General features: G+C 72.8%; 25 protein-coding genes. 12 read left to right on the forward strand and 13 right to left on the reverse strand.

The genetic code is table 11. From position 1 onward, the window contains the following. The first annotated feature begins 359 nt into the window (after window positions 1–359). The 4 genes from FXF65_RS19880 (at window position 360) to FXF65_RS19895 (ending at window position 4,766) form a co-directional block, all read left to right on the forward strand. Window positions 360–1,886 carry an FAD-binding oxidoreductase gene (locus tag FXF65_RS19880; protein ID WP_246198949.1) on the forward strand — a complete coding sequence of 509 codons (1,527 nt, stop codon included), beginning with the start codon at window positions 360–362 and terminating at the stop codon, window positions 1,884–1,886. Between the two features lie 180 nt (window positions 1,887–2,066). Further along, window positions 2,067–3,311: an alpha/beta hydrolase gene (locus tag FXF65_RS19885; RefSeq protein ID WP_148351450.1), complete on the forward strand. Its 1,245-nt coding sequence runs from the start codon at window positions 2,067–2,069 to the stop codon at window positions 3,309–3,311. 25 nt (window positions 3,312–3,336) lie between these two features. Beyond that, window positions 3,337–3,894, forward strand: coding sequence for a hypothetical protein (locus tag FXF65_RS19890; RefSeq protein ID WP_187412402.1), 558 nt, complete (start codon window positions 3,337–3,339; stop codon window positions 3,892–3,894). Between the two features lie 65 nt (window positions 3,895–3,959). Beyond that, entirely contained in the window at window positions 3,960–4,766 is an 807-nt protein-coding gene (locus FXF65_RS19895; protein ID WP_148351451.1) for a VOC family protein, read from the forward strand. 139 nt (window positions 4,767–4,905) lie between these two features. Here FXF65_RS19895 and FXF65_RS19900 read toward each other — a convergent pair whose 3' ends face one another. Further along, window positions 4,906–5,571, reverse strand: coding sequence for a TetR/AcrR family transcriptional regulator (locus tag FXF65_RS19900; protein ID WP_246198950.1), 666 nt, complete (start codon window positions 5,569–5,571; stop codon window positions 4,906–4,908). Window positions 5,572–5,688: 117 nt separating this feature from the next. Between FXF65_RS19900 and FXF65_RS19905 the strand changes: the two genes are divergently transcribed. Together FXF65_RS19905 and bsaP are read left to right on the forward strand one after the other, a co-directional pair. Further along, window positions 5,689–7,029 (forward strand): acetyl-CoA carboxylase biotin carboxylase subunit, encoded by a 1,341-nt coding sequence (locus tag FXF65_RS19905; protein ID WP_148351453.1) that lies wholly within the window; start codon window positions 5,689–5,691, stop codon window positions 7,027–7,029. A gap of 47 nt (window positions 7,030–7,076) precedes the next feature. After that, window positions 7,077–7,292 carry a biotin synthase auxiliary protein BsaP gene (bsaP, locus tag FXF65_RS19910; RefSeq protein ID WP_246178684.1) on the forward strand — a complete coding sequence of 72 codons (216 nt, stop codon included), beginning with the start codon at window positions 7,077–7,079 and terminating at the stop codon, window positions 7,290–7,292. 16 nt (window positions 7,293–7,308) lie between these two features. Here the strand turns inward: bsaP and FXF65_RS19915 are convergent, their stop codons facing one another. Next, the gene (locus tag FXF65_RS19915) at window positions 7,309–7,818 is read right to left on the reverse strand and encodes a GNAT family N-acetyltransferase (protein WP_148351454.1); all 510 of its coding nucleotides are present in this window, start codon (window positions 7,816–7,818) and stop codon (window positions 7,309–7,311) included. Window positions 7,819–7,911: 93 nt separating this feature from the next. Beyond that, a complete protein-coding gene (locus tag FXF65_RS19920; protein WP_148351455.1) occupies window positions 7,912–8,700 on the reverse strand; it encodes a hypothetical protein in 789 nt (262 codons plus the stop codon). Window positions 8,701–8,854: 154 nt separating this feature from the next. Between FXF65_RS19920 and bioD the strand changes: the two genes are divergently transcribed. After that, window positions 8,855–9,598 (forward strand): dethiobiotin synthase, encoded by a 744-nt coding sequence (bioD, locus tag FXF65_RS19925; protein ID WP_187412403.1) that lies wholly within the window; start codon window positions 8,855–8,857, stop codon window positions 9,596–9,598. 3 nt (window positions 9,599–9,601) lie between these two features. Then, a complete protein-coding gene (gene bioB, locus FXF65_RS19930; protein ID WP_148351457.1) occupies window positions 9,602–10,597 on the forward strand; it encodes a biotin synthase BioB in 996 nt (331 codons plus the stop codon). Window positions 10,598–10,671: 74 nt separating this feature from the next. Here the strand turns inward: bioB and FXF65_RS19935 are convergent, their stop codons facing one another. From FXF65_RS19935 to FXF65_RS19945, 3 genes are all read right to left on the reverse strand, one after another. Next, window positions 10,672–11,337 (reverse strand): Uma2 family endonuclease, encoded by a 666-nt coding sequence (locus FXF65_RS19935; protein WP_187412404.1) that lies wholly within the window; start codon window positions 11,335–11,337, stop codon window positions 10,672–10,674. Window positions 11,338–11,465: 128 nt separating this feature from the next. Further along, window positions 11,466–12,194: a GntR family transcriptional regulator gene (locus FXF65_RS19940; protein WP_067905497.1), complete on the reverse strand. Its 729-nt coding sequence runs from the start codon at window positions 12,192–12,194 to the stop codon at window positions 11,466–11,468. Window positions 12,195–12,306: 112 nt separating this feature from the next. Next, window positions 12,307–13,491 (reverse strand): 8-amino-7-oxononanoate synthase, encoded by a 1,185-nt coding sequence (locus FXF65_RS19945; RefSeq protein ID WP_378232177.1) that lies wholly within the window; start codon window positions 13,489–13,491, stop codon window positions 12,307–12,309. 67 nt (window positions 13,492–13,558) lie between these two features. Here FXF65_RS19945 and FXF65_RS19950 point away from each other — a divergent pair, with 67 nt between their 5' ends. Next, window positions 13,559–15,118: a sensor histidine kinase gene (locus FXF65_RS19950; protein WP_148351460.1), complete on the forward strand. Its 1,560-nt coding sequence runs from the start codon at window positions 13,559–13,561 to the stop codon at window positions 15,116–15,118. 61 nt (window positions 15,119–15,179) lie between these two features. On the opposite strand, the gene FXF65_RS19955 is transcribed toward FXF65_RS19950, so the two are convergent. After that, complete coding sequence (locus FXF65_RS19955) at window positions 15,180–15,443, reverse strand: WhiB family transcriptional regulator (RefSeq protein ID WP_148351461.1); 264 nt, start codon at window positions 15,441–15,443, stop codon at window positions 15,180–15,182. A gap of 326 nt (window positions 15,444–15,769) precedes the next feature. Further along, a complete protein-coding gene (locus FXF65_RS19960) occupies window positions 15,770–16,711 on the reverse strand; it encodes a diacylglycerol/lipid kinase family protein (RefSeq protein WP_148351462.1) in 942 nt (313 codons plus the stop codon). An 88-nt stretch (window positions 16,712–16,799) separates the two neighbouring features. Here FXF65_RS19960 and FXF65_RS19965 point away from each other — a divergent pair, with 88 nt between their 5' ends. Then, window positions 16,800–17,264 (forward strand): hypothetical protein, encoded by a 465-nt coding sequence (locus FXF65_RS19965; RefSeq protein ID WP_246198951.1) that lies wholly within the window; start codon window positions 16,800–16,802, stop codon window positions 17,262–17,264. Here FXF65_RS19965 and FXF65_RS19970 read toward each other — a convergent pair. Both FXF65_RS19970 and FXF65_RS19975 read right to left on the reverse strand, forming a co-directional pair. Continuing rightward, the gene (locus FXF65_RS19970) at window positions 17,248–18,006 is read right to left on the reverse strand and encodes an RNA polymerase sigma factor SigF (RefSeq protein ID WP_148351607.1); all 759 of its coding nucleotides are present in this window, start codon (window positions 18,004–18,006) and stop codon (window positions 17,248–17,250) included. The two genes, FXF65_RS19965 and FXF65_RS19970, sit on opposite strands and share 17 nt — an antisense overlap. Window positions 18,007–18,056: 50 nt before the next feature. Continuing rightward, complete coding sequence (locus tag FXF65_RS19975; protein WP_148351463.1) at window positions 18,057–18,485, reverse strand: ATP-binding protein; 429 nt, start codon at window positions 18,483–18,485, stop codon at window positions 18,057–18,059. A gap of 135 nt (window positions 18,486–18,620) precedes the next feature. Here FXF65_RS19975 and FXF65_RS19980 point away from each other — a divergent pair, with 135 nt between their 5' ends. Next, window positions 18,621–19,091, forward strand: a complete 471-nt coding sequence (locus FXF65_RS19980) for a GNAT family N-acetyltransferase (RefSeq protein ID WP_148351464.1) — start codon at window positions 18,621–18,623, stop codon at window positions 19,089–19,091. A 16-nt stretch (window positions 19,092–19,107) separates the two neighbouring features. On the opposite strand, the gene FXF65_RS19985 is transcribed toward FXF65_RS19980, so the two are convergent. After that, window positions 19,108–19,422: a hypothetical protein gene (locus tag FXF65_RS19985; protein WP_148351465.1), complete on the reverse strand. Its 315-nt coding sequence runs from the start codon at window positions 19,420–19,422 to the stop codon at window positions 19,108–19,110. Window positions 19,423–19,622: 200 nt separating this feature from the next. Then, on the reverse strand, window positions 19,623–20,027 hold the full coding sequence (gene sodN / locus FXF65_RS19990; RefSeq protein WP_218010571.1) for a superoxide dismutase, Ni: 405 nt from the start codon (window positions 20,025–20,027) through the stop codon (window positions 19,623–19,625). A gap of 187 nt (window positions 20,028–20,214) precedes the next feature. On the opposite strand from sodN, the gene FXF65_RS19995 reads away from it, so the two are divergent. Then, a complete protein-coding gene (locus FXF65_RS19995) occupies window positions 20,215–20,673 on the forward strand; it encodes a S24 family peptidase (RefSeq protein WP_148351466.1) in 459 nt (152 codons plus the stop codon). Here the strand turns inward: FXF65_RS19995 and FXF65_RS20000 are convergent. After that, window positions 20,574–21,137: a CGNR zinc finger domain-containing protein gene (locus tag FXF65_RS20000; RefSeq protein ID WP_148351467.1), complete on the reverse strand. Its 564-nt coding sequence runs from the start codon at window positions 21,135–21,137 to the stop codon at window positions 20,574–20,576. The genes FXF65_RS19995 and FXF65_RS20000 overlap by 100 nt on opposite strands. Between the last annotated feature and the right edge of the window lie 19 nt (window positions 21,138–21,156).

A 21,156-nucleotide genomic window follows, 5' to 3' on the forward strand; every position in this document is an offset into this window, starting at 1 on the left:
CTGTGCGCCGCCGACCACACTGCGGAGGTTTCCCCAAGGCCGACCGAACGCTCGCGATAGCCGCCACGATGACCTGCCGCCCCCCACCTGACAATGGCCCATCGTTAACTTGAGACACCCTCCGACCACCCGTCCCACCCAAAAAGCGCCAGCTCAGAGTTCCCCGCCCACCGCCCTTTTCAAGCCCCCGCCCCCGCACTGTGAATTTTCAAGTCCCAGTGAACTCGGGTGTGAGGGCAGGACCTCGCCCGGAGGTTAACTGTGTGTTGCTGATCGCCTACTCGGTGGGGCGGGTGGGAAGGGTCTGTCGCGTTCGGTTCGAGCGGGCGGAGGCGATGGGGATGGGCGAGGGGCCGACGGTGCCGACGACGAGGGTCACGCCGGGGGACAAGCGGTATCCGGCGCTCAGCCGGGGGTTCAACCAGCGGTGGATCGGGCGGCCCGACTACGTCCAGCTGGTGCGGACGCCCGAGGAGGTGCGGGAGGCGCTCGCCACGGCGCTGCGCGAGGTCCCGGACGACCCGGAGCGGACGCGGATCACCGTCAAGGCGGGCGGCCACTGCTACGAGGACTTCGTCTGCGGCCCGGACGTGCGGGTGATCCTCGACGTCAGCCCGATGTGCGACATGGTCTACGACGACGCCATGCAGGCGTACTGCGTGCAGGCCGGGGCGACGAACTGGCACGTGTACAGCCACCTGTACCCGATGAGCGGGCGGGCGCTGCCGGGCGGGTCGTGCTACTCGGTGGGGCTCGGCGGGCACATCCCGGCCGGCGGGTTCGGGCTGCTGTCGCGGCAGCACGGGCTCACCGTCGACTACCTCTACGCGGTGGAGGTGGCGGTGGTGGACGAGTACAAGAACGTCGAGCTCGTCGTCGCCACGCGCGACGACCGGGGCCCGCTGTACGACCTGCTCTGGGCGCACACCGGGGGTGGGGGCGGCAACTTCGGGGTCGTCACCCGGTTCTGGTTCCGGGAGCTGCCGGAGCCGCCGAAGGAGGTGATGCTGACCGGGCTCGCGTGGGACTGGAAGGACTTCACCGTCGGCGAGTTCGCGAAGCTGGTGACGGCGTACGCCGAGTACTTCCGCGACCACCAGGATCCGACCACGGCGGAGGGGAAGCTGTTCGCGCTGCTCAAGCTCAACCACGTGAGCAACGGCCAGATCGGGCTGCTCGCGCAGGTGGAGGCCGACGACGCCGAGGGCCAGCAGGCGATGGCCGAGTTCGTGAACGCCGTCGACGGGCGGATCCGGCCCGCCGCGACGGTCATCAAATCGGTGATGGGCGACCATTTCGTCCACATGGACATTCCGCGCGTGATGCCGTGGCTCACGGCGACGCAGGCGCTGAACGCCAGCGGGGAGAACCGCTGCGGCAAATACAAGTCGGCCTATCTGCGGAAGCCGTTCACCGACCAGATGATCGAGGCCATGTGGGCCTATCTCGGCAACGAGAGGTACACCGACTACCCCAACCCGCAGGCGCTGATCCAGGTCGACTCCTACGGCAGTGCGGTCAACCGGCCGGAGCACAAGACGGCGGCGCGGCAGCGCGACTCGATCCTCAAGCTCCAGTACCAGGTGTACTGGACGAAGAACGACCCCGCCGAGGACCTGCACCTCTCCTGGATCCGCGACACCTACAAGGCGACGTTCGCGACGACCGGCGGCGTGCCCGTCGCGGACGGCGACGTCACCGACGGCTGCTACATCGGCTACCCGGACGTCGACCTGAACGGCGAGCCGTGGAACGAGTCCGACCAGTCGTGGGAGACGCTCTACTACAAGGACGGATACCGGAAGCTCCAGGAGGTCAAGCGCCACTGGGATCCGCGGGACGTCTTCCGGCACACCCAGTCCATCCGCCCGAACGGCGCGCCCTGACACGGAGTGCCGTGACGGGGCCGGGAACGGCGCGGCGGCGGCGCGAGTCTCGCCTTTATTGCATTCATTGCCAATACTTGCGGGCGTGACGGCGGGGACAGTAGTTTCGGGCGATGCGGGGCGCCGCGCCGGACGCGCTCCGGGCCGGCCGGGAGCCCATGAAGACCGGCTGGGGAGCCCATGAAGAAGCGCACCGACAGGAAGATCGCCCTCGCGGGCACCGCCGCCGCGGCCGTCCTCCTGCCCGCCGTCATGGTCGGTCTTGCGCAGGCCGGGATCGGCGTGCCGAAGGGGCGCTCCGAGGCGTCAGGCGCCTCCGATCCGGTGCCCTCCTTCGGTCCCGCCACGGAGCCGGGCGCGCCGAAGCCCCGCAGCGCGTCGCCGAAGCCGCCGAAACTGCCGCACGTCCCGCCGAACACGAACCCGTTCAAGACCGGCGGCGGCTCGCCAGCCCCAGACGACCCCGACTCCAACCCCCGCAGCCACGGCAAGAAGCCGAAGACCCCGGGCGGGACGAGCGGCCGCGGCTACGCGAAGGCGCCCGACGGCGCGACCATCACCGGCGTCAAGAAGGTGAACTCGCGGCAGTTCGACGTCACGATCGCGTCCCCGGCGCTCGGCGCGAAGGTGAAGACGCGCGTCATGGTGCCGAAGGGCTGGACGCGCAAGACGACCAAGACGTGGCCCGTCGTGTACGCCTACCACGGCGGCAACAACAACTACACGTCCTGGACGAAGGACTCCAACATCGAGCAGGTCGTCGGCCCGTACAACGCGATGGTCGTCATGCCCGAGGGCGGCTGGAACGGGTCGTACACGAACTGGTGGAACGGCGGCAAGGGCGGCATCCCCGAGTGGGAGACGTTCCACATCCGCGAGGTCATCCCGCTGATGGAACGCAACTTCCGCGCGGGCTCCATGCGCGCCGCGATCGGGCTGTCGTCCGGCGGGCAGGGCGCCATCACCTACGCCGAGCGCCACCGGGGCACGTTCAGGTACGCCGCGTCCTACAGCGGCGCCCTCAACATCACCGCGCCGGGGATGCCGATCATCCTGACGACCATGAACCGGGAGGCGGGCACCTCGATCTGGGGCGACCCGATCACCGCGCGGGCGAACTGGGAGGCGCACGACGCGGCCGTGATGGTGGCGAAGCTGAAGGGCGTCGGCGTCTACGTCTCGTCCGGCAACGGGCAGCCGGGGCCCCACGACAACCCCGACGCCGCGCCGTGGGACGCCGGGCGCATCGGCGAGCAGCTCTCCGGCGTGATGAACGACAACTTCGTCGCGGCGGCGCGGCGGGCGGGCGTCCCGGTCACCGCGCACCTGTACGGGCCGGGCATGCACAACTGGAAGTACTGGCGCGTCGAGCTGGTGCGGAGCTGGCCCGCCATCGCCGCCGCCATCGGCGCCCGAAAGTCCTGACCGGGGCGCGGGTGAACGGGGCACGGTGAACGGGTTCGCGCGGCGGGAGTTCCAGCTCGTCCTGCTCCGCCGGATGGCCGACTACCAGCCCGGCCTGGTCGAGGACGCGATGCGCTCCCTCGCCGCCACCCGCACCGAGATGCGGGAGGTCAACGCCCGCTGGCAGCGGATCGTCCGGTCGCGGACGTTCCCGCGCGGGCGGCGGCGGTACGAGGCCGTCCTCGGCCCGCCCGGCGCCGTCGAGCCGCGCCGGATCGGCGACGCCGACTGCGCGGTCGCCTGGTGGCCGCCGTTCCCGCTGTGGCCCGGACTGCGCTTCGAGATCCTCATGGCCCCGGACGGGACGGTGCTGCACGAGTGGCTCGTCCGGCACGACGGCGTCCCCGTGCCGAGGCTGGAGCGCGTCGACGACCTCGTCCCCTGGTCGTGCGTGGTGGACGACGTCAGCCGGAACTTCGGGACGGTCGCCCACCAGGACGGCGACGCGCCGAGCCGCTGGCACGCCACCGTCACCGAGCCCGGCGGCGGCACGGTCACGGCGCACTTCGTGTGGGGCCTGCTCCAGGCGGTCGAGCACACCTGACACTTTGGGGCGATCTTGGCGGTTCCCGGCATCGGACATTGCGCGCCCCTCCCTACGTTGGAGGAATGCCCGAGGTGACCGGACACGCCCCCGGGACCGCTTCCTGGGCGGAGCTGACGACTCCGAGCGTGGAGGCGTCCAAGGCGTTCTACCGCGAGGTCTTCGGCTGGTACTCCTACACGCTGACCGTCTCCCCGCTCGGCGACTACGAGATCTTCACCCTCGGCGGCGTCCAGGGCCCCGAGGTCACCGGCGCGTACGCGCTCGCCGACGAGTCCGAGCCCGGCTCCTGGACGTGCTACTTCCGCACCGACGACGTCCCCGCCACGCTCGACGCGGTCCGCGCCGCGGGCGGCCGGATCGCCGTCGAGCCCACCGACGTCGGCGACCTCGGCCGGATGGCGCTGTGCACCGACTCGCAGGGCGCCGACTTCGCGCTCTGGCTGCCCTTCAACCTCAAGGGCGCGGGCGTCATCGACGAGCCGAACACGATGTGCTGGGTGGAGCTCGCCTGCCCCGACGTCCAGGACGCCCGCCGCTTCTACGGCGAGGTCTTCGGCTGGACGCCCGTCGACCGCTCCTACTACGCCCCCGACTACACCAACTGGAAGATCGGCGACCGGTCCGTGGCGGGCCTGGTGCAGATCGCGGAGTGGTGGCCGCGCAGCTTCCCGCCGCACTGGATCCCCTACTTCTGGGTGTCGGACTGCGACGCCACCACGTCCCGCGCCGCCGAACTGGGCGCGCAGGTGCACGTCCCCCCGGTCGACATCGGCCCGGGACGCTTCTCCGTCATGACCGACCCGACCGGCGCCCGCCTCGCCGTCATCACACCGTCATCCCGCGCCACCGCCCCGCACCGCCTCGCCTGACCCTGCACTGGTCGACCCTCAGCCGGTTGCGCTCAGCCGACAGCGGCGCCAACCGCGCCGCCGGCTCCTCAAACCCGTGCCGGGCACGGCCGCCGAGCGCGGCCGCGTACTCGCTGGCGGGGACGATGACCCGCGTGTGTCAGGGGCGTGCGTCAGGGGGTGGGGCGGGGGCGTCGAGGGCGCCGAGGAGCATGCGGACGAGTTCGTCGATCACCTCGTCCAGGGAGGCGTCGAGCCAGCCCGCGCTCCAGTCGTGGAGGAGGCCGTTGACGCCGCCGAGGAACGCGGTCGCGGCGATCCGGTGGTCGCGGGCCGGGATCTCGCCGCGGGCGGCGGCGGCCGCCGCCTCGGCGCGGATGAACTCGACCCAGCGGGCGCGGCGGTCGCGGCGCTGCCGGTCGAGCCGCGGGCCGGCGCCGACGATCTCCACGAAGGCGACCCGGACGCGCCCCGGGTCCGCGGCGACGCTCGCCGCGTACACGCGGAACAGACGGCCGGTGCGCTCGGCGAGGCGAAGGCCCGCGACGCCCGGCAGGGCGTCCACGACGGCCCGCTCGGCGGCGTCGTTGATCTCACGGTGCAGCTCGGCGAGCAGGTCCTCCAGGGTGCGGAACTCCTCGTAGAACTGCCGGGTGGACAGCCCGGCGGCCTCGCTGAGCGCCGCCACCGTGGTGCCCCGGTAGCCGGGGCCGCGGCCGAACATCTCCAGCCCGGCGTCGAGGAACCTGCGGCGGCGCTCGGCCCGCCGCTCGGCGGCCGTCCTGCCCCCGTACCGGCCGGTCGGGGTCGCGCGCCTGCCCGTCACCGCGACATTTTCCCGCATTCCGCTGATCTGTCGAGCATCCCGTCACGGCGCGGGGCCCACTAGTCTCGGGGCCTGGCGGGGCGCCCGGCCCGGCCGTTCGCGAGGGGAAGTCAACACGTGTTCGAGTCCGTGCTCGTGGCGAACCGCGGGGAGATCGCGGGCCGGATCGTCCACACGGCCCGCGCGCTGGGCGTCAAGGCCATCGCGGTGCACTCCGCCGCCGACGCCGCGCTGCCGTTCGTCGCGGAGGCCGACGAGGCCGTCCTCATCGGCCCGGACGACCCGGCGCGCAGCTACCTCAACGTCCCGGCGATCCTGGAGGCCGCCGACCGGACGAACGCGCAGGCCGTCCATCCCGGCTACGGGTTCCTCGCCGAGAACGCCGACTTCGCCCGCGCGGTCGCGGGCCGCGGCCACGTCTGGGTCGGCCCGCCGCCGCTCGCCGCCGCCCGGATGGCCGACAAGATCAACGCGCGGAACCTGATGAAGGAGGCGGGCGTCCCGGTAGCGCCCGGCGTCTGGGAGCCGGTCCCGGACGCCGCGACGGCCGTCGAGGAGGCCGAGCGCATCGGCTACCCGGTCATGGTCAAGCCCGCCGCGGGCGGCGGCGGCATCGGACTGGCCGCCGCCCACGACGAGACGGCGCTGCGCGAGGCGTACGAGACCTCCCGCGCCCGCGCCGAACAGATCTTCGGGCGGGCCGACGTCCTGCTCGAACGGTACGTGGAGGGAGCGCGGCACGTCGAGGTGCAGATCCTCGGGCTCGCCGACGGGACGGTCGTGCCGCTCGGCGAGCGCGACTGCTCCGTCCAACGCCGGCACGAGCAGGTCGCGGCGGAGACGCCGTCCCCCGGCGTGGGCCCCGAGCTGCGCGAGCGGATGCTCGCCGCCGCCGTCCGCGCGGGCGAGACGGTCGGCTACCGCGGCGCCGGGACCGTCGAGTTCCTCGTCGACCCCGCGACCGGGGAGTTCTTCTTCCTGGAGATGAACACCCAGCTGGAGGCCGCGCACGCGATCACCGAGCTGGTCACCGGCATCGACCTGGTCGAGCAGCAGTTCCGCGTCGCGTGCGGGGAGGCCGTCTCGTTCGCGGACGCGGCCCCGCGCGGCCACGCCTTCGAGTTCCGCGTCCACGCCGAGGACCCGCTGCGGTTCGTCCCCGGCACGGGCGAGATCAAGGTGTGGGAGGAGCCGGTCGGCGACGGCATCCGCATCGACGCCGGATACGCCGAGGGCAGCGCCGTCACCGCGCACTACGGCCCGCTGCTCGCCAAGCTGAGCGTCCACGGCGACGACCGGGAGCACGCGCTGCGCCGCGCGCGGGCCGCCGTCGACGCCTTCCGCATCGAGGGCCCGCGGACGAACCTGCCGTTCCTGCGGGAGCTGCTCGACCGTCCCGAGTTCGCGGACGGGACCTACGACACCCGGCTCGTCGGCCACATGCGCGCCCCCGCATGACCCCGCGCGCCGCGACCGAGGCGGACCGACCGGAATAGGGTGGCGCCGTGCAGACGAACGACGTGTCGACGAACGACGTGCAGGCGTACTGCGACCGCTGCGGCGAGCCCACCGCCTCCGCGGACGGCCATGCCGCGTGCCGCGCGGCCCGCGCGATGGAGCCGCCCCGCTACTGCGGGCACTGCCGACGGCGGATGGTCGTCCAGGTCACCCCGGTCGGCTGGACGGCCCGCTGCGCCGAGCACGGCGAGTCGCACGGCTAGAACTTGAGTCGCACGGCTAGAACTTGAGCGAGTAGGTCAGCAGGTCGATCCCGGGGGCGGGGGCCCAGTCGCGGCAGGGCGTGCGGACGAACCCCATCCGCTCGTACAGCCGGTGCGCGTCCCCCATGTTCTGCTGCGTCGACAGCCGGAGCCCGGTCAGCCCGGCGGCGCGGGCCCGGTCCGCGCAGGCGCGGACCAGCGCGCGTCCGATCCCCTTCCCGCGCGCGCTCGCGAGGACGGCGAGCATCCGGAACTCGGCCTCGTCCGGCCCGGCGAGCGTCGCGTACGGGCTGCCCGGCGGGCAGTACGTCACGGCCCCGCCGACCTCGCCGCCGGCTTCGGCGATGAGCAGCTCGCAGTCCGCGGCGCGGGCGGCGGTGTCGCGCAGTTTCTCGACGTACGGCGACGCGGACGACACCAGCCCGCCCGCGACGTAGACCTCCACGGTCAGGTCGCCGATGAGGTCGTACTCGTCCGAGGCCGCCGTCCGGACGACGACCGGCTCGTTGCCGTTCAGCGTGCGCATCGAGGGGTGCTCCCAAGTCCGTCCCGCCGCCCGCGGTCACGATCGACCGCGGGCCCCGGCGTAACAGGCTATAGGCCCACAAGACAGACAGAATCAGGTGATGTCACGACAAGACGACTCGGCGGGCAGCAGCGGGCGCAGCCGGACCGAGTACGTCTTCCCCTCGCTCCGCCAGGCGACGTCCGGCCTGGTGGCGGGAACCTTCCGGGCCGGCGCGAGGGTGCAGACGGCGCCCGCCTCCCTGACCCCGCCGCCGAGCGGGGCGAGCGGCCACGCCTTGACCGTGCCCGTCCCGGCCGTCTCGCCCGCGAGGACGGCCGTCTTCGCGGGCTCGTACGGCTTCGGCTTCGCCGCCTGGTCGGAGGCGGGCCAGGCCGCCGGGTCGAGGCGCTTGAGGAACCGCGCCTCGGGCCCGGACTGGGACTCGGCCTGGATGATCCGGGTCGTGGCCCCGTCCATCGTGACCACGGTGATCATCGCGTCCGCGATCCGGTCGGACCCGACGGTGTGGGACCGGCCGAGCCCGGCGGCGCGGGCGTCGTCCAGGAGCCGGCGCACCGCCTCCGGCTTGAGTAGGTACTCGGTGAGCTTGCCTTGCGGCTGCCCGGCGGACGCGACGACTACGCGTCCGTTGGAGTAGAGGGAGAACTCGGGGACGCTGCCCGGGCCGCCGACTCCGGCGAAGCCGCCCGTCCTGCGCCAGCGCAGGACGAGCTTCTCAGCGGAAGGGGAGCGGTCGACGAGGGACGCGGTGGGTGACGGGGAGCTGGCGGGTGCGGGGGACGACGGCGGCGGCGAGGACGGCGCGGACGCCGTCTCCGATCCGCCGCAGGAGGTCAGCGCCGCGCAGGCCGCGAAGGCCGCGCAGGCGAACGCCGGCACCCGGTGGGAACGTGTGTACGGACCGGCCATGACGGTTCGACGTCCGCGCACCCCGTCCGGTTCCCGCCGATTCCTCCCGATACAAAGTCGGCCGCCGAAGACTGTGGGATCCGGCGGCCGTCCGGTCGAGGGCCCCGCGCTAGTGTGCCGCCTTGTGAGTGTGCTCGTGGTGACCGGGACGTGTACCGGCGTCGGGAAGACCGTCGTCAGCGCGGCGCTGGCGGCGGTCGCCGCGGCGCGCGGCGTCTCCGTCGCCGTGGTCAAGCCGGGCCAGACCGGCGTGACCGCCGGGGAGCCCGGCGACCTGGACGAGGTCCGGCGCCTCGCCGGGATCGACGACCTGCACGAGCTCGCCCGCTTCCCGGACCCGCTGTCGCCCGCCGCCGCGGCCCGCCGCGCCGGGTCGCCGCCGGTGCGGCTGGCCGACGCGGCCGACCGCGTCCGGGCCCTGGCCGCGCCGGAGCACGCGGGCACCGGCCCGAGGCTGGTGCTCGTCGAGGGGGCGGGCGGCCTGCTCGTCCGGTACGACGACGAGGGCGCCACGATCGCCGACCTCGCCCGCAGCCTCGACGCCGCCGTGGTCGTCGTGACGCGCCCCGGCCTCGGCACGCTCAACCACACGGCGCTGACCCTGGAGGCGATGGCGCACCGCGGCGTCCAGCTCGCGGGCGTGGTGATCGGCGCGTGGCCGGACGACCCCGACCTCGCCATGCGCAGCAACATCCGCGATCTGGAGACGATCGCGGCACGACCCCTGTCGGGCGCCCTGCCCGCGGGCGCGGGCGCGCTGGACCCGGCGGAGTTCCTCCTCGCCGCCCACCGCGGCCTCGCCCCCTCGTTCGGCGGCGCGTTCGACGCCGCGGAGTTCCGCGACGGCTACGGCCTGGACAAGGAGTAATCCGTGACCGACATCCTCGAAACCGCGCGCCGCCAGGTCCTCGACGAGGGCCGAGGCCTGTCCGCCGCGCAGGTGCTGGAGTGCCTGACCCTGCCGGACGACCGCGTCGGCGACCTGCTCGCGCTGGCCCACGACGTGCGGATGCGGCACTGCGGACCGGAGGTCGAGGTCGAGGGCATCGTGTCGCTGAAGACCGGCGGCTGCCCGGAGGACTGCCACTTCTGCTCGCAGTCCGGCAAGTTCGAGTCGCCCGTCCGCGCCGTCTGGCTGAACATCCCCGAACTGGTCGAGGCGGCGAAGGAGACCGCGAAGACCGGCGCCACGGAGTTCTGCATCGTCGCCGCGGTCCGCGGCCCGGACGAGCGCCTCATGTCGCAGGTCCGCGACGGCATCAAGGCGATCAACGACGCGGTGGAGATCAACATCGCGTGCTCGCTCGGCATGCTCACCCAGGACCAGGTGGACGAGCTGGCCGAGATGGGCGTCCACCGCTACAACCACAACCTGGAGACGGCCCGCTCCCACTTCCGCACGGTGGTCACCACCCACACCTGGGACGAGCGCTGGGACACCCTCCGCATGGTGAAGGCCGCCGGGATGGAGGTGTGCTGCGGCGGCATCGTCGGCATGGGCGAGACGATCGAGCAGCGCGCCGAGTTCGCCGGGCAGCTCGCCGAACTGGAGCCCGACGAGGTCCCGCTGAACTTCCTGGCGCCGCGTCCCGGCACCCCGTTCGCCGACTTCCCGCTGGTCGAGGGCACGGAGGCGCTGAAGACGATCGCCGCGTTCCGGCTGGCCCTGCCCCGCACCATCCTCCGCTACGCGGGCGGCCGCGAACTCACCCTCGGCGACCTCGGCACCCGCGACGGCATGCTCGGCGGCATCAACGCCATCATCGTCGGCAACTACCTGACCACCCTGGGCCGCCCGCCCCAGCAGGACCTGGACCTCCTGACCGACCTCCAGATGCCCATCAAGGCCCTCTCCCAGACCCTCTAGCCCGAACGATCAGACCGTCTAACCCGACGGGCCGGACGAGCCAGGCCGGGGCGGCTGGACCGGGGCAGGCCGGGTCACGCCCTCCAGGGCCTCCATCCCGCGGTGTTGATCTCGATGTCGAACGGCTCCGGGAGATGGACCGTCGCGCCGAACTCCCAGGACTCCTGGTGCAGGTAGGCGCGGGAACCATGGTCGGGGATCGAGTAGAGCGTGGTGCTCGCGACCTTCGGGTCCCGGTCGATGAGGAGGTAGTAGGGGATCTCGACCAGCGCGTAGCCCCACCACTTGGTCCGCCTGCGCGGAGTCGCGTCCTTGACCGGCGGCCTGTCGTAGACGGCCTGGTTCCTCGACGTGACCTCCACGACCAGCTCGATCTCGTCCGGTCTGAGCTCGACCTCGTCGGCGTCTCCGGCGGCCTCGAAGACGCCGTCCTGCGCCACGATCAGGTCGGGGACGTAACCCTGCTCGAAGCCCGCGAGGTTCAGCGTCATCACCTGGCGAGCGGTCCACGGATACGCCGGGTCGGCGAATCTCGCCCGGTCGATCGCGCTGGAGACGCGGTGGATCATGTTGCCGTGGGCCACGGTGGGGGTGGGGGACACGACGATCTCTCCTCCGATGATCTCGGCCCGAGAACCCTCGGGGAGGTGGAGGAAGTCGTCGAGTTCACCGCTGGCCCACAGCGCGTAGGGCGTATCTGGAAGTGCCGCCCGATAGGACGGCAACGTCTGGATGGTCACGTTCGGCGATCCTTCCCTCACGATCTGCTCCGGTCATCGTAGGGGAACACGTGTTCGGATCGTGCGCGATCCGTCACACTCGGTGCCTGGAGGCCGTCGCCGTGACCGTCGCGCACTCGCCTACCAGGCTAGCGGCGGAGGCGGGTGATGAACTTGTAGCGGTCGCCGCGGTAGAGGGACTGGGCCCATTCGACCGGTTGGCCGGTGGTGTCGAAGGCGTGCCGGGAGAGGAGGAGCATGGGGAGGCCGACGTCGACGCCGAGGAGCTGCGCGTCGTGCGGGGTGGCGAGGACGGTCTCGATCGTCTCCTCGGCCTCGGTCAGGTGGACGTCGTAGGCCGTGGCGAGCGTCTCGTACAGGGAGCGGTGCCGGGGCAGCTCGCGGCGCAGGCCGGGGAAGCGGCGGGCGGGCAGGTGGGACGTGTCGATCGACATGGGCTCGCCGTCGGCGAGGCGGAGCCGGTGGACGCGCAGCACGCGCCCGCCCGGCCGGATGCACAGCAGCGTGGCGAGCCGCTCGTCGGCGCTGACGTACCCGGCCTCCAGGATGCGGGTCTCGGGACGCAGCCCGTGGTGCCGCATGTCCTCGGTGTAGCTGACGAGCTGGAGCTCCTGCGACACCTTCGGCTTGGCGACGAACGTGCCCTTGCCCTGGATGCGCTGGAGGCGCCCCTCGACGACGAGCTCGGCGAGCGCCTGCCGGACGGTCGTGCGGGACGTCTCGTACTTCTCGGCGAGGGTCCGCTCGGGCGGCAGCGGGCTGCCCGGCGGGAGCGACTGGATCAGCTCGACGAGGAGCTCTTTGAGCTTGTAGTACTTCGGGATGCGGGGCGCCTGGTTCGGGTGGCGCTTACCGATGTCGGCCAGTGAGGCCCGGTCGTATCCGTGTTCGAGTCCGCCCCCGTGCCGGGGCCCGCCCCTGACCTCCGTCACGGCATCTCCTCACGTTCATCACCGGTTCTCCCCGATGTTATGTGTGAAGACTACGGCCGGTAGAGGAAGCGACCTCCGCCAGGGCCGCGCCGAGCAGTGTGAGGTCGGCCTCCTCCAGTGTGGCGCGTGCGGTGAGGCGCAGGCACGCCCGCCCCTTCGGCACCGACGGGGGCCGGAAGCAGCCGACGCGGAGCCCGTGTTCAGCGCAGATCTCCGCGGCCCGGACCGCGGCCAGCGGTTCGCCCAGGAAGACGGGGACGACGGCCGCCGCCGGGACGGTCGTCTCCAGGCCGGAACCGGCCGCGAGGTTTGAGATGCGGCGCGCGGTCTCGCGGGCCCGGACGGGCGGCTCCGGATCGGCTTCCAGGACGTCCAGCGCGGCCAGCGCGGCGCCCGCGGCGGGCGGGTTCAGCCCGGTGTCGAAGATGAACGACCGGCCGGTGTCGACGAGGGTCTCGATCACCTCGGCCGGGCCGCAGACCGCGCCGCCCTGCGCGGCGAGGGACTTCGACAGCGTGAGGGTGAGGACGACGTCCGGCTCGCCCGCGATCCCGGCGGCGTGCGCGGCGCCCCGGCCGTGGTCCCCGACGACGCCGAGCGCGTGCGCCTCGTCGACCACCAGCAGCGCGCCGTGCGCGCGGACGGCCGCGTGCAGCTCCCGGAGCGGCGCGAGGTCGCCGTCCACGGAGAACACCGCGTCGGTGACGACGATCGCGTGGTCCTCGTCGCGGCCCGCGAGCGCCCGCGCCACGGCGGCGGCGTCGCGGTGCGGGACGATCGCCGTACGCGCCCGCGACAGCCGGCAGGCGTCCACCAGCGAGGCGTGGTTGACCTGGTCGGACACGACGAGCGTGCCCGGCCCGGCGAGCGCGGTGACCGCGCCGAGGTTGGCGAGGAAGCCGGAGGAGAACACGAGCCCGGCGGCGCTGCCGGTGAACGCGGCGAGCCGCCGGTCCAGCTCGGCGTGCAGCTCGGTCGTCCCGGTGACCAGGCGCGACCCGGTCGAGCCGGTGCCCCAGGCGCGGGCGGCGGCGACGGCGCCCTCGACCAGCCTGGGGTCGCCCGCGAGCCCGAGGTAGTCGTTGGACGCGAGGTCCACGAGCCCGCCGGGCCCGGCGGGCGGGCGCGGCCGCAGCGTCCGGTGCAGCCCGTCCGCGGCGCGCCGCGCGGCCGCGTCCCGGAGCCTCGCCAGGGGATCACCCGTCACCGTCATGCGCGGCATCCTGCCAGGTCGCGCGGCGGCCCCGGCAGCGGCCCCGGCACCAAACCCGATCGGCGATGATGGTGGCGTGCCTACCTTGACCGATCTCGTCCGCGACCAGAGCGACCTCTCCCGGGAGGACCTGGAGTGGCTGCAGGCCCTGGTGTCGGACTGGCAGCTCCTCGCCGACCTGTCGTTCGCCGACCTGCTGCTCTGGGTGCCGCTGCGGTCGGCGGACGCGCTGCCCGCGGGCCGCGGCGCCCGCGCCCCGGCGGTGGACGAGGCCGTCCCCGGCTGGATGGCGATCGCGCAGATGCGGCCGACGACCGGGCCGACCGCCTACCCCGAGGACCTCGTCGGCAAGGTCGTCCGGACGGGCCGCCGCGGCCTGATCGACGTCGCCTGGCGGGAGGGGCGGATCGTCCGGGAGGGCGACCCGGAGTGGGGGAGCGGCATCCCCGTCCGGGAGGAGTCGATCCCGGTGCGCCGCGGCGACAAGATCCTCGGGGTGATCCAGCGCAGCACGAACCTCAGCTCGGCGCGCACCCCGTCCCGGCTGGAGCTGACCTACCTGCAGAGCGCCAGCGACCTCGCGACGATGATCTGCGAGGGAACGTTCCCCGCGCCGGGCGAGGAGCCGAACATGGTCCGCTCGCCGCGGGTCGGCGACGGGCTCATGCGGCTGGACCGCTCGGGCCGCGTCACCTACGCCAGCCCGAACGCGCAGTCGGCGTACCGGCGGCTCGGCTACCCGGCCGACCTCGTCGGCGAGTCGCTCGGTCAGATCACCGCCGCGCTGTGCGACACCGGCGAGCCGCTGGAGGAGGCGCTCAGCGTCACCCTCTCCGGCCGCGCGCCCCGCGAGGTGGAGGTCGAGTCGCGCGGCTCGATCATGCAGCTCCGGACGATCCCCCTCGTCGTCGGCGGGACGCGGATCGGCGCCGTCGTCCTCTGCCGGGACGTGACGGAGCTGCGCTGGCGCGACCGCGAGCTGCTGACCAAGGACGCCACCATCCGCGAGATCCACCACCGGGTGAAGAACAACCTCCAGACGGTGGCGGCGCTGCTGCGGCTCCAGGCGCGGCGGCTCCAGATCCCCGAGGGCCGGGCCGCGCTGGACGAGGCCGTGCGCCGCGTCGGGTCGATCGCGATCGTGCACGAGACCCTGTCGCACACCCCGGACGAGCTGATCGACTTCGACGACATCGTGGACCGGGTGATCGCGATGGCGGGCGAGGTGTCCACCCCGGAGACGAAGGTCACCCCGAAGCGGACGGGCAGCTTCGGCGTCCTGCCCGCGGAGATCGCGACGCCGCTCGCGATGGCGCTCACCGAACTGCTGCAGAACGCCCTCGAACACGGGCTGGCGAACCGGTTCGGCACGCTGGAGGTCGTCGCGCACCGCCACGACCAGGGCGAGTCGCCCGCGGACCGGCGCCTCGTCACGGTCGTCGCCGACGACGGGGTGGGGCTGCCGGGCGACTTCGACGTGGAGAGCAGCAACAGCCTCGGGCTGCAGATCGTCCGGACGCTGATCGTGGGGGAGTTGGGCGGCCGTCTCGATTTCCGTCCGCGTTCCGGCGGCGGTACGGAGGTCGTGGTGGACGTGCCCTTGGAGAACGGTCGGCCTCACCCGTCCAGGCCCTGAGGGGCCGGGGGTGAGGCCGCCTGCGGGTGGATTCTCGGTCTCGGAGGGGTGCCGGGCCGGGTCAGCGGCGCGCGGCGCCGAGGGCGGCGCGGTGCGCGCGGGTGCGGCGCTTGAGGGCGCGGCGCTCGTCCTCGCCCATCCCGCCCCAGACGCCGGACTCCTGCCCGGACTCCAGCGCCCAGCGCAGGCAGGCGTCGGTCACGTCACAGCGTCGGCATACCTGCTTGGCCTCTTCGATCTGTAGAATCGCGGGCCCGGTGTTGCCGATCGGGAAGAACAGCTCGGGGTCCACGTCACGGCAGGCTGCGCGGTGGCGCCAGTCCATGCGGTCCACTCCTTCGTCGGGTGGTGGAGAGCATCCACGCACTCTTGTGAACGGTTTCACATGTCGCGAACGCCCAGGTGGCGATAAGCCAGGTCCAGGGGTTGATGTTCGGCGGCGCCGCGGTCAGGAGGCCGGCGGCGTTGGGGCCTCTTGCAAGCGGACGCACTTTGAGCGTGTCAAAGCGTCGCGGGGCGACGCAAGACCTTTGAGAAAGGATTCTCAAAGTATGGGTGTCGCATGTGTCACATCCGCGGGTCGGCCGTGTTACTTGGCTCTCACCTGGGGTCGGGCACGTCCGCGAATGACCTGTGGCTCCCGGACGGTCGTCAGATGACGATACGGACGGCCTTCGGCACGGACCGGAACGTCACCTCGCGTTGCTCGCCGAGGTAGTCGCCGTCCAGCTGAAAGGCCATCGGACGGTCGGCGCTCAGTGTGACCTCGGTCGCGTCGTGCACGTTCACGACGTGCCGGCCCTGGACGGGACGTGTCCGCGGGGCCAGCATCTGCGCCACCGCGCTCAGCGTCGGCACGACGTCCAGGGAACGCATGCCGAACACGTCCAGGCCGCGCGAGAAGTTCGCCTTCGGACTCGGATTCACCGGCAGCCGTCCCATGAAAGTCCACGGGGCGGTATTGGAGATGAACGCGAGGAACAGCCCGCTTTTCGGAGGGCGGCCGGGTTGCCGCAAAGTGAGCGCCGGATGGCGCCGATCCATCCCGGAGAGCAAATGGCGGAGCGCCGTCATGGCATAACGCGAGTTATAGGCGGGCGCGCCCGCCGCGCGGCGCCGCTCGACCTCCCGGACGACCTCCGCGTCCAGCCCGACGCCCGCGCAGAACGTGAAGTAGCGCTCGGTCCCGCCCGGATGGGACGCCGCGCCGAGCCCGATGGTCCGGTACCGGCCCGCGCGCAGCGCGTCGAGCACCGCCCGCGTCGCGCCGATCGGGTCGGACGGCATCCCGAGCGTCCGGACGAACACGTTCGTGCTCCCGGACGGCAGCACCGCCAGCGCGGGCAGGTCGGCGGACGGCCCCTCCGCGAGCAGGCCGTTCACCGCCTCGTTCACCGTGCCGTCGCCGCCGAGGGTGATCACGACGTCGTAGCCGTCGACGGCGGCCCGCCGCGCGAGTTCGGTCGCGTGGCCGCGGTGCCCGGTCTCGGCGAGGACCAGGTCGAGGTCGCCGCTGAAGGCCCGCACGAGGATGTCGCGGGCCCGCCGGGAGGTGGAGGTCGCCTTGGGGTTGGCGATGAGCATGGCGCGCACGGCGCCAGGGTATCGATCGTTCCGCATGCGTTCGCCCCGCGTTTCCCCCGGGAGCGGGTCGCGCGGCGGTGCGAGTAGGGTTTCGAACGTGTCGAAGCGTCCCAGCACCGTGTACGCCGCCGCCGCCCTGGAGGGCGCGGAGGGCGCCGCCGCCGTCGGTTTCGGCGTCTACACCGGCGTGGAGACGGCCATGGGCGCCGCCGTCGACCCGGTCAGCGCGATCGGGGTGACCGTGCTCGCCCTCGCCGGCGGGTTCGGCATGCTCGGCTGCGCCCGCGGCCTGCTGCGCGCCGACCAGTGGAGCCGGGCGCCCACGGTGCTGACGCAGCTCTTCGCGCTGCCGGTCGCGTGGTCGCTGTGGCAGAGCGAGCGGCCCGCCATCGCGATCCCGATGGGCGTGGCCGCCGTCCTCGCGCTGGTCGCCGTGCTCAGCCCGCCCAGCACCGCCTGGCTGGTGCACGACCGCGACGGCGACCACGACGAAGACGGCGGTTCCGACGACGACCACGGCGACCACGAGGACCGCGACGGAGCCGCTACTCGTCCGCGGTGAGCCCCTCGCGGAGCTGGGCGAGCGTGCGGGCGAGCAGCCGGGACACGTGCATCTGGGAGATGCCGAGCTCGGCCGCGATCTGCGACTGGGTCATGTTGCCGAAGAACCGCAGCAGCAGGATCTTCTTCTCGCGCGCGGGCAGCTTCTCCAGCAGCGGCTTGAGCGACTCGCGGTACTCGACGCCCTCCAGGGACTCGTCCACCATGCCGAGCGAGTCGGCGACGGCGGGGGCGTCCTCGTCCCCGGAGTCGGGGGCGTCCAGCGACACGGTCGAGTAGGCGTTGGCGGACTCCAGGCCCTCCAGCACCTCCTCCTCGCTCATCTGCAGGTGCGCGGCCAGCTCGCTGACGGTCGGCGCGCGGCCCTCGCGCTGGGCGAGGTCGCTGATCGCCTTGGTCAGCGACAGCTTCAGCTCCTGGAGCCGGCGCGGCACGCGCACCGCCCAGCCCTTGTCGCGGAAGTGGCGTTTGATCTCGCCGACGATGGTGGGCGTGGCGTAGGTCGAGAACTCGACGCCGCGCTCCAGGTCGAACCGGTCGATCGACTTGATCAGCCCGATCGTGGCGACCTGGATGAGGTCGTCCAGCCACTCGCCGCGGTTGCGGAAGCGGCGGGCCAGGTACTCCACGAGCGGCAGGTGCAGCTCCACGAGCTGGTCGCGGATGCGCTGGCGCTCCGGGTCGCCGTCGGGGAGCTCGGCGAGGCGCTCGAACAGGGCGCGCGCCCGGGCGCGGTCCGGCACCGCGCTGTCGGAGCGCTCGCTGCCCGCGCCGGCGATCGTCGTCTTCTCTGTCACGGGGCCCCCGCCGTACCGCGCCGCTTCTGCAGCGTCACGGTGACCCGGTCGTCGGCGCCCACCCGCGCGTCCACCTCGCCCGCCAGGGACGACAGGACCGTCCAGGCGAAGGTGTCGCGGCTGGGTTCGGCGCCGTCCACGGTGAGCACGGACACGGAGATGCGCATCGCGTCCCCGGTCAGCTCGAACTCGCAGACCAGGTCCGTGCCGGGCAGGGCCTGGGCGAGCAGCATCGCGCACGCCTCGTCGACGGCGATGCGCAGATCTTCTATTTCGTCCAGCGTGAAGTCCAGCCTGGCCGCAAGGCCCGCGGTCGCGGTCCGCAGCACGGACAGGTAGGCGCTCGCGGCAGGCAGCTTCACCGTGACCACGTCACGGACGGACAACTTCGTACTGGTCGGCATTGCAGCGGTTTCCTCGGTCACGTCACTCCCTCGCAGGATGGTCCCGCTGCTTCCGAAACTACCGCCTGGAATGCCCACCCGGAGACACCGGCGCGCCTGGCTTTCTCACCAATGTCCGCGAGAACGCGCCTGGAGCGGCTCGGCTAGCCTTCCGGTGTGATCCGAATCGCGACTCCGGACGACGTCCCCGCCATCCTGCGGCTGATCCGGGAGCTGGCCGAGTACGAGCGCGCCCTGCACGAGGTGAAGGCCACCGAGGAGCAGCTCCGCGCGAGCCTGTTCGGGGACGACCCGAAGGTCTTCGCCCACGTGGCCGAGCACGAGGGACGCGTCGTCGGCTTCGCGCTGTGGTTCCTGACCTACTCCACGTGGAACGGCACCCACGGCGTCTACCTGGAGGACCTGTTCGTCGAACCGGACGTCCGCGGCCACGGGTACGGCAAGGCCCTCCTCACCGAGCTGACCCGGATCGCGGACGAGCGGGGCTACGAGCGCGTCGAATGGTCCGTCCTCAACTGGAACGAGCCCGCGATCGGGTTCTACCGGGCGCTCGGCGCCCGTCCCCAGGACGAGTGGACGGTCTACCGCCTCACCGGCGACGCCCTCACCAAGGCCGCCCGCAGCTAGCCGGGCCCCGGCAGGGCTAGCGTCCGCGTCCGGAGCACACCGGGCAGGGCGCCTCGGCGTAGCTGCCGCCCGCGACGACGACGCCCGCGCCGAGGCAGTGCGGGCACAGCCCCGACCCGCGCACCGCGGGATGCTCCCAGACGGCGGGAGGCCGCCCGCGCGGACCGGCCCCGGACGTCTCGCCGCGCCGGTGGCGCGGGCCGTCCTCGGCCTGCTCACGCGCGCCGCCGACGACCTTGCGGCCGTCGCAGAACACGCACATCAACCGCAGCGGGCCGAGGCGCTGTTCGCCCGTCCCGCCGCATTCCGGGCATTCGATCTCGTTGCTCACACGCACCGCCGCGTTCGCAGTCCGCCGGCCCGCCGGCCATCCAAGAAAAGAATGACCCGCCCGTGGCCTCCGGGCAACGCCCCGGGGTCACGGAGGTATCACGGACGCGGCTCCGGACCCGCCTCCGGCCCCTCCGGACCCGGCTCCGGAGATGGCTGAGGCCCGGCCCCGGCGGGGTCGGGCCTCGGTGCGCGGGCCGGTCAGCCCTGCTTGGTCTCCCAGAAGATCTTGTCGATCTCCGCGATCTTGGCGAGCAGTTCGTCCGCGACCTTGACGTCCATGCTGGCCTTCGTGCCGCCGCCGCCCCCGGCGAGCTTCGTGGCCTCGTTGAACAGCTGGTGGAGCTGCGGGTACTTCTCGAAGTGCGGCGGCTTGAAGTAGTCCGTCCACAGCACCCAGAGGTGCTCCTTGACGAGCTGGGAGCGCTGCTCCTTGATCAGGATGGCCCGGGCGCGGAACTCCGGGTCCTCGTTGGCCGCGTACTTCTCGCAGATCGCCTTGACCGAGTCGGCCTCGATCCGGGCCTGCGCCGGGTCGTAGACGCCACACGGCAGGTCGCAGTGCGCGGACACCGTCGTCTTCGGGCGCAGAAGCTTCAGCAACACCTGCGATTCCCTTCCCTCGTTGCGGATCATGCTCAGGGCACCGACATTACCCTTGTGCCCCTGGGCGCGTCCGGCCAGGGCACTCGGTATTTCGGCCTAAGACCCCGGCCGCGGCGCGGCCCGGAACCCCTTTCCAGCACTGTCATGACCGACGCCCGGCGAAGTATGCGGCGGGACGAGGAGGACCATGCGGATCCCGAGGCCCCGCCACCCCGAGCGCTGGCTGCTCGCCGGCGCGGCGGTGGCGGCGTTCGCGGCGGCGCGGCGGACGCTGGTCGCCGTCGAGGTGTCCGGCGAGTCGATGCTGCCGGGGCTGTGTCCGGGGGACTGGCTGATCGTGCGGGCGGGGGCGCGGCCCGCGCCGGGGGACCTCGTGGTGGCGCTGCATCCGGAGCGCGGGCAGCCGCTGATCGTGAAGCGGGCGACGCACCGCTCGCGCGACGGCTGGTGGCTGGAGAGCGACAACCAGGCCGCGCCGGGCCGCCGCGACAGCTGGGACTTCGGGGCCGTGCCGGACGCGCTCGTCCTCGGCCCGGTCGTCGCGCGCTACTGGCCGCCGTCGCGCATGGGCACGATGACGCGGGACGGCTCCCGGTGGGAGGCGGCGGTCACGCTCGGCCGCCCGGCGCAGCGCTCCGAGCAGTAGCGGCGCGTCCGGTTCGCGCTGGTGTCGATGAAGACGCGCTCGCAGCCGTCCGCCCGGCAGACGCCGAGCCGGTCCGCGCCCTGCGCGGCGATCTTCGCGGCGAGGCCCATCGCGGCCCGCGCGGCGTAGCGGTCGGGCACCGAGCCCGCCTGGTTGAAGTGCAGGTGCCAGTCGGGGCCGTCGTGCCGGGCGAGCTGCGGATGGACGGGGTGGTGGATGAGCATCGTGTTGAGCCGGTCCACGGCGTCGTCGTCGTCCCCGCGCGCCGCGGCGGCGAAGATCGCGTGGAGCTGGGCGCGGAGCTCGCGCATGGCGTCGAGGTCGCGGTGGGCGACGCGGCCCGCCAGGTGCGGCCGGTGCGCGAGCAGGGCCCGCAGGCCGTCGAGGTCGTGCAGGTCGTCCCCGTCGGGGTGGCGCGTGTTCACGAGGTCCACCGCCAGGTCCGCGTACGATGCGAGGTTCACAGGCGCTCCCGACCGACTC

Source organism: Actinomadura syzygii (genome assembly GCF_008085905.1).
GTDB classification, from domain to species: Bacteria; Actinomycetota; Actinomycetes; order Streptosporangiales; family Streptosporangiaceae; genus Spirillospora; species Spirillospora syzygii.

Coding starts and splice junctions, on each gene's coding strand:
- FXF65_RS19885 (WP_148351450.1), top strand. CDS start 2,067: ATGAAGAAGCGCACCGACAGGAAGATCGCCCTCGCGGGCACCGCCGCC.
- FXF65_RS19895 (WP_148351451.1), top strand. CDS start 3,960: ATGCCCGAGGTGACCGGACACGCCCCCGGGACCGCTTCCTGGGCGGAG.
- FXF65_RS19915 (WP_148351454.1), bottom strand. CDS start 7,818: ATGCGCACGCTGAACGGCAACGAGCCGGTCGTCGTCCGGACGGCGGCC.
- FXF65_RS19945 (WP_378232177.1), bottom strand. CDS start 13,491: ATGCCGCGCATGACGGTGACGGGTGATCCCCTGGCGAGGCTCCGGGAC.
- FXF65_RS19955 (WP_148351461.1), bottom strand. CDS start 15,443: ATGGACTGGCGCCACCGCGCAGCCTGCCGTGACGTGGACCCCGAGCTG.
- FXF65_RS19995 (WP_148351466.1), top strand. CDS start 20,215: ATGCGGATCCCGAGGCCCCGCCACCCCGAGCGCTGGCTGCTCGCCGGC.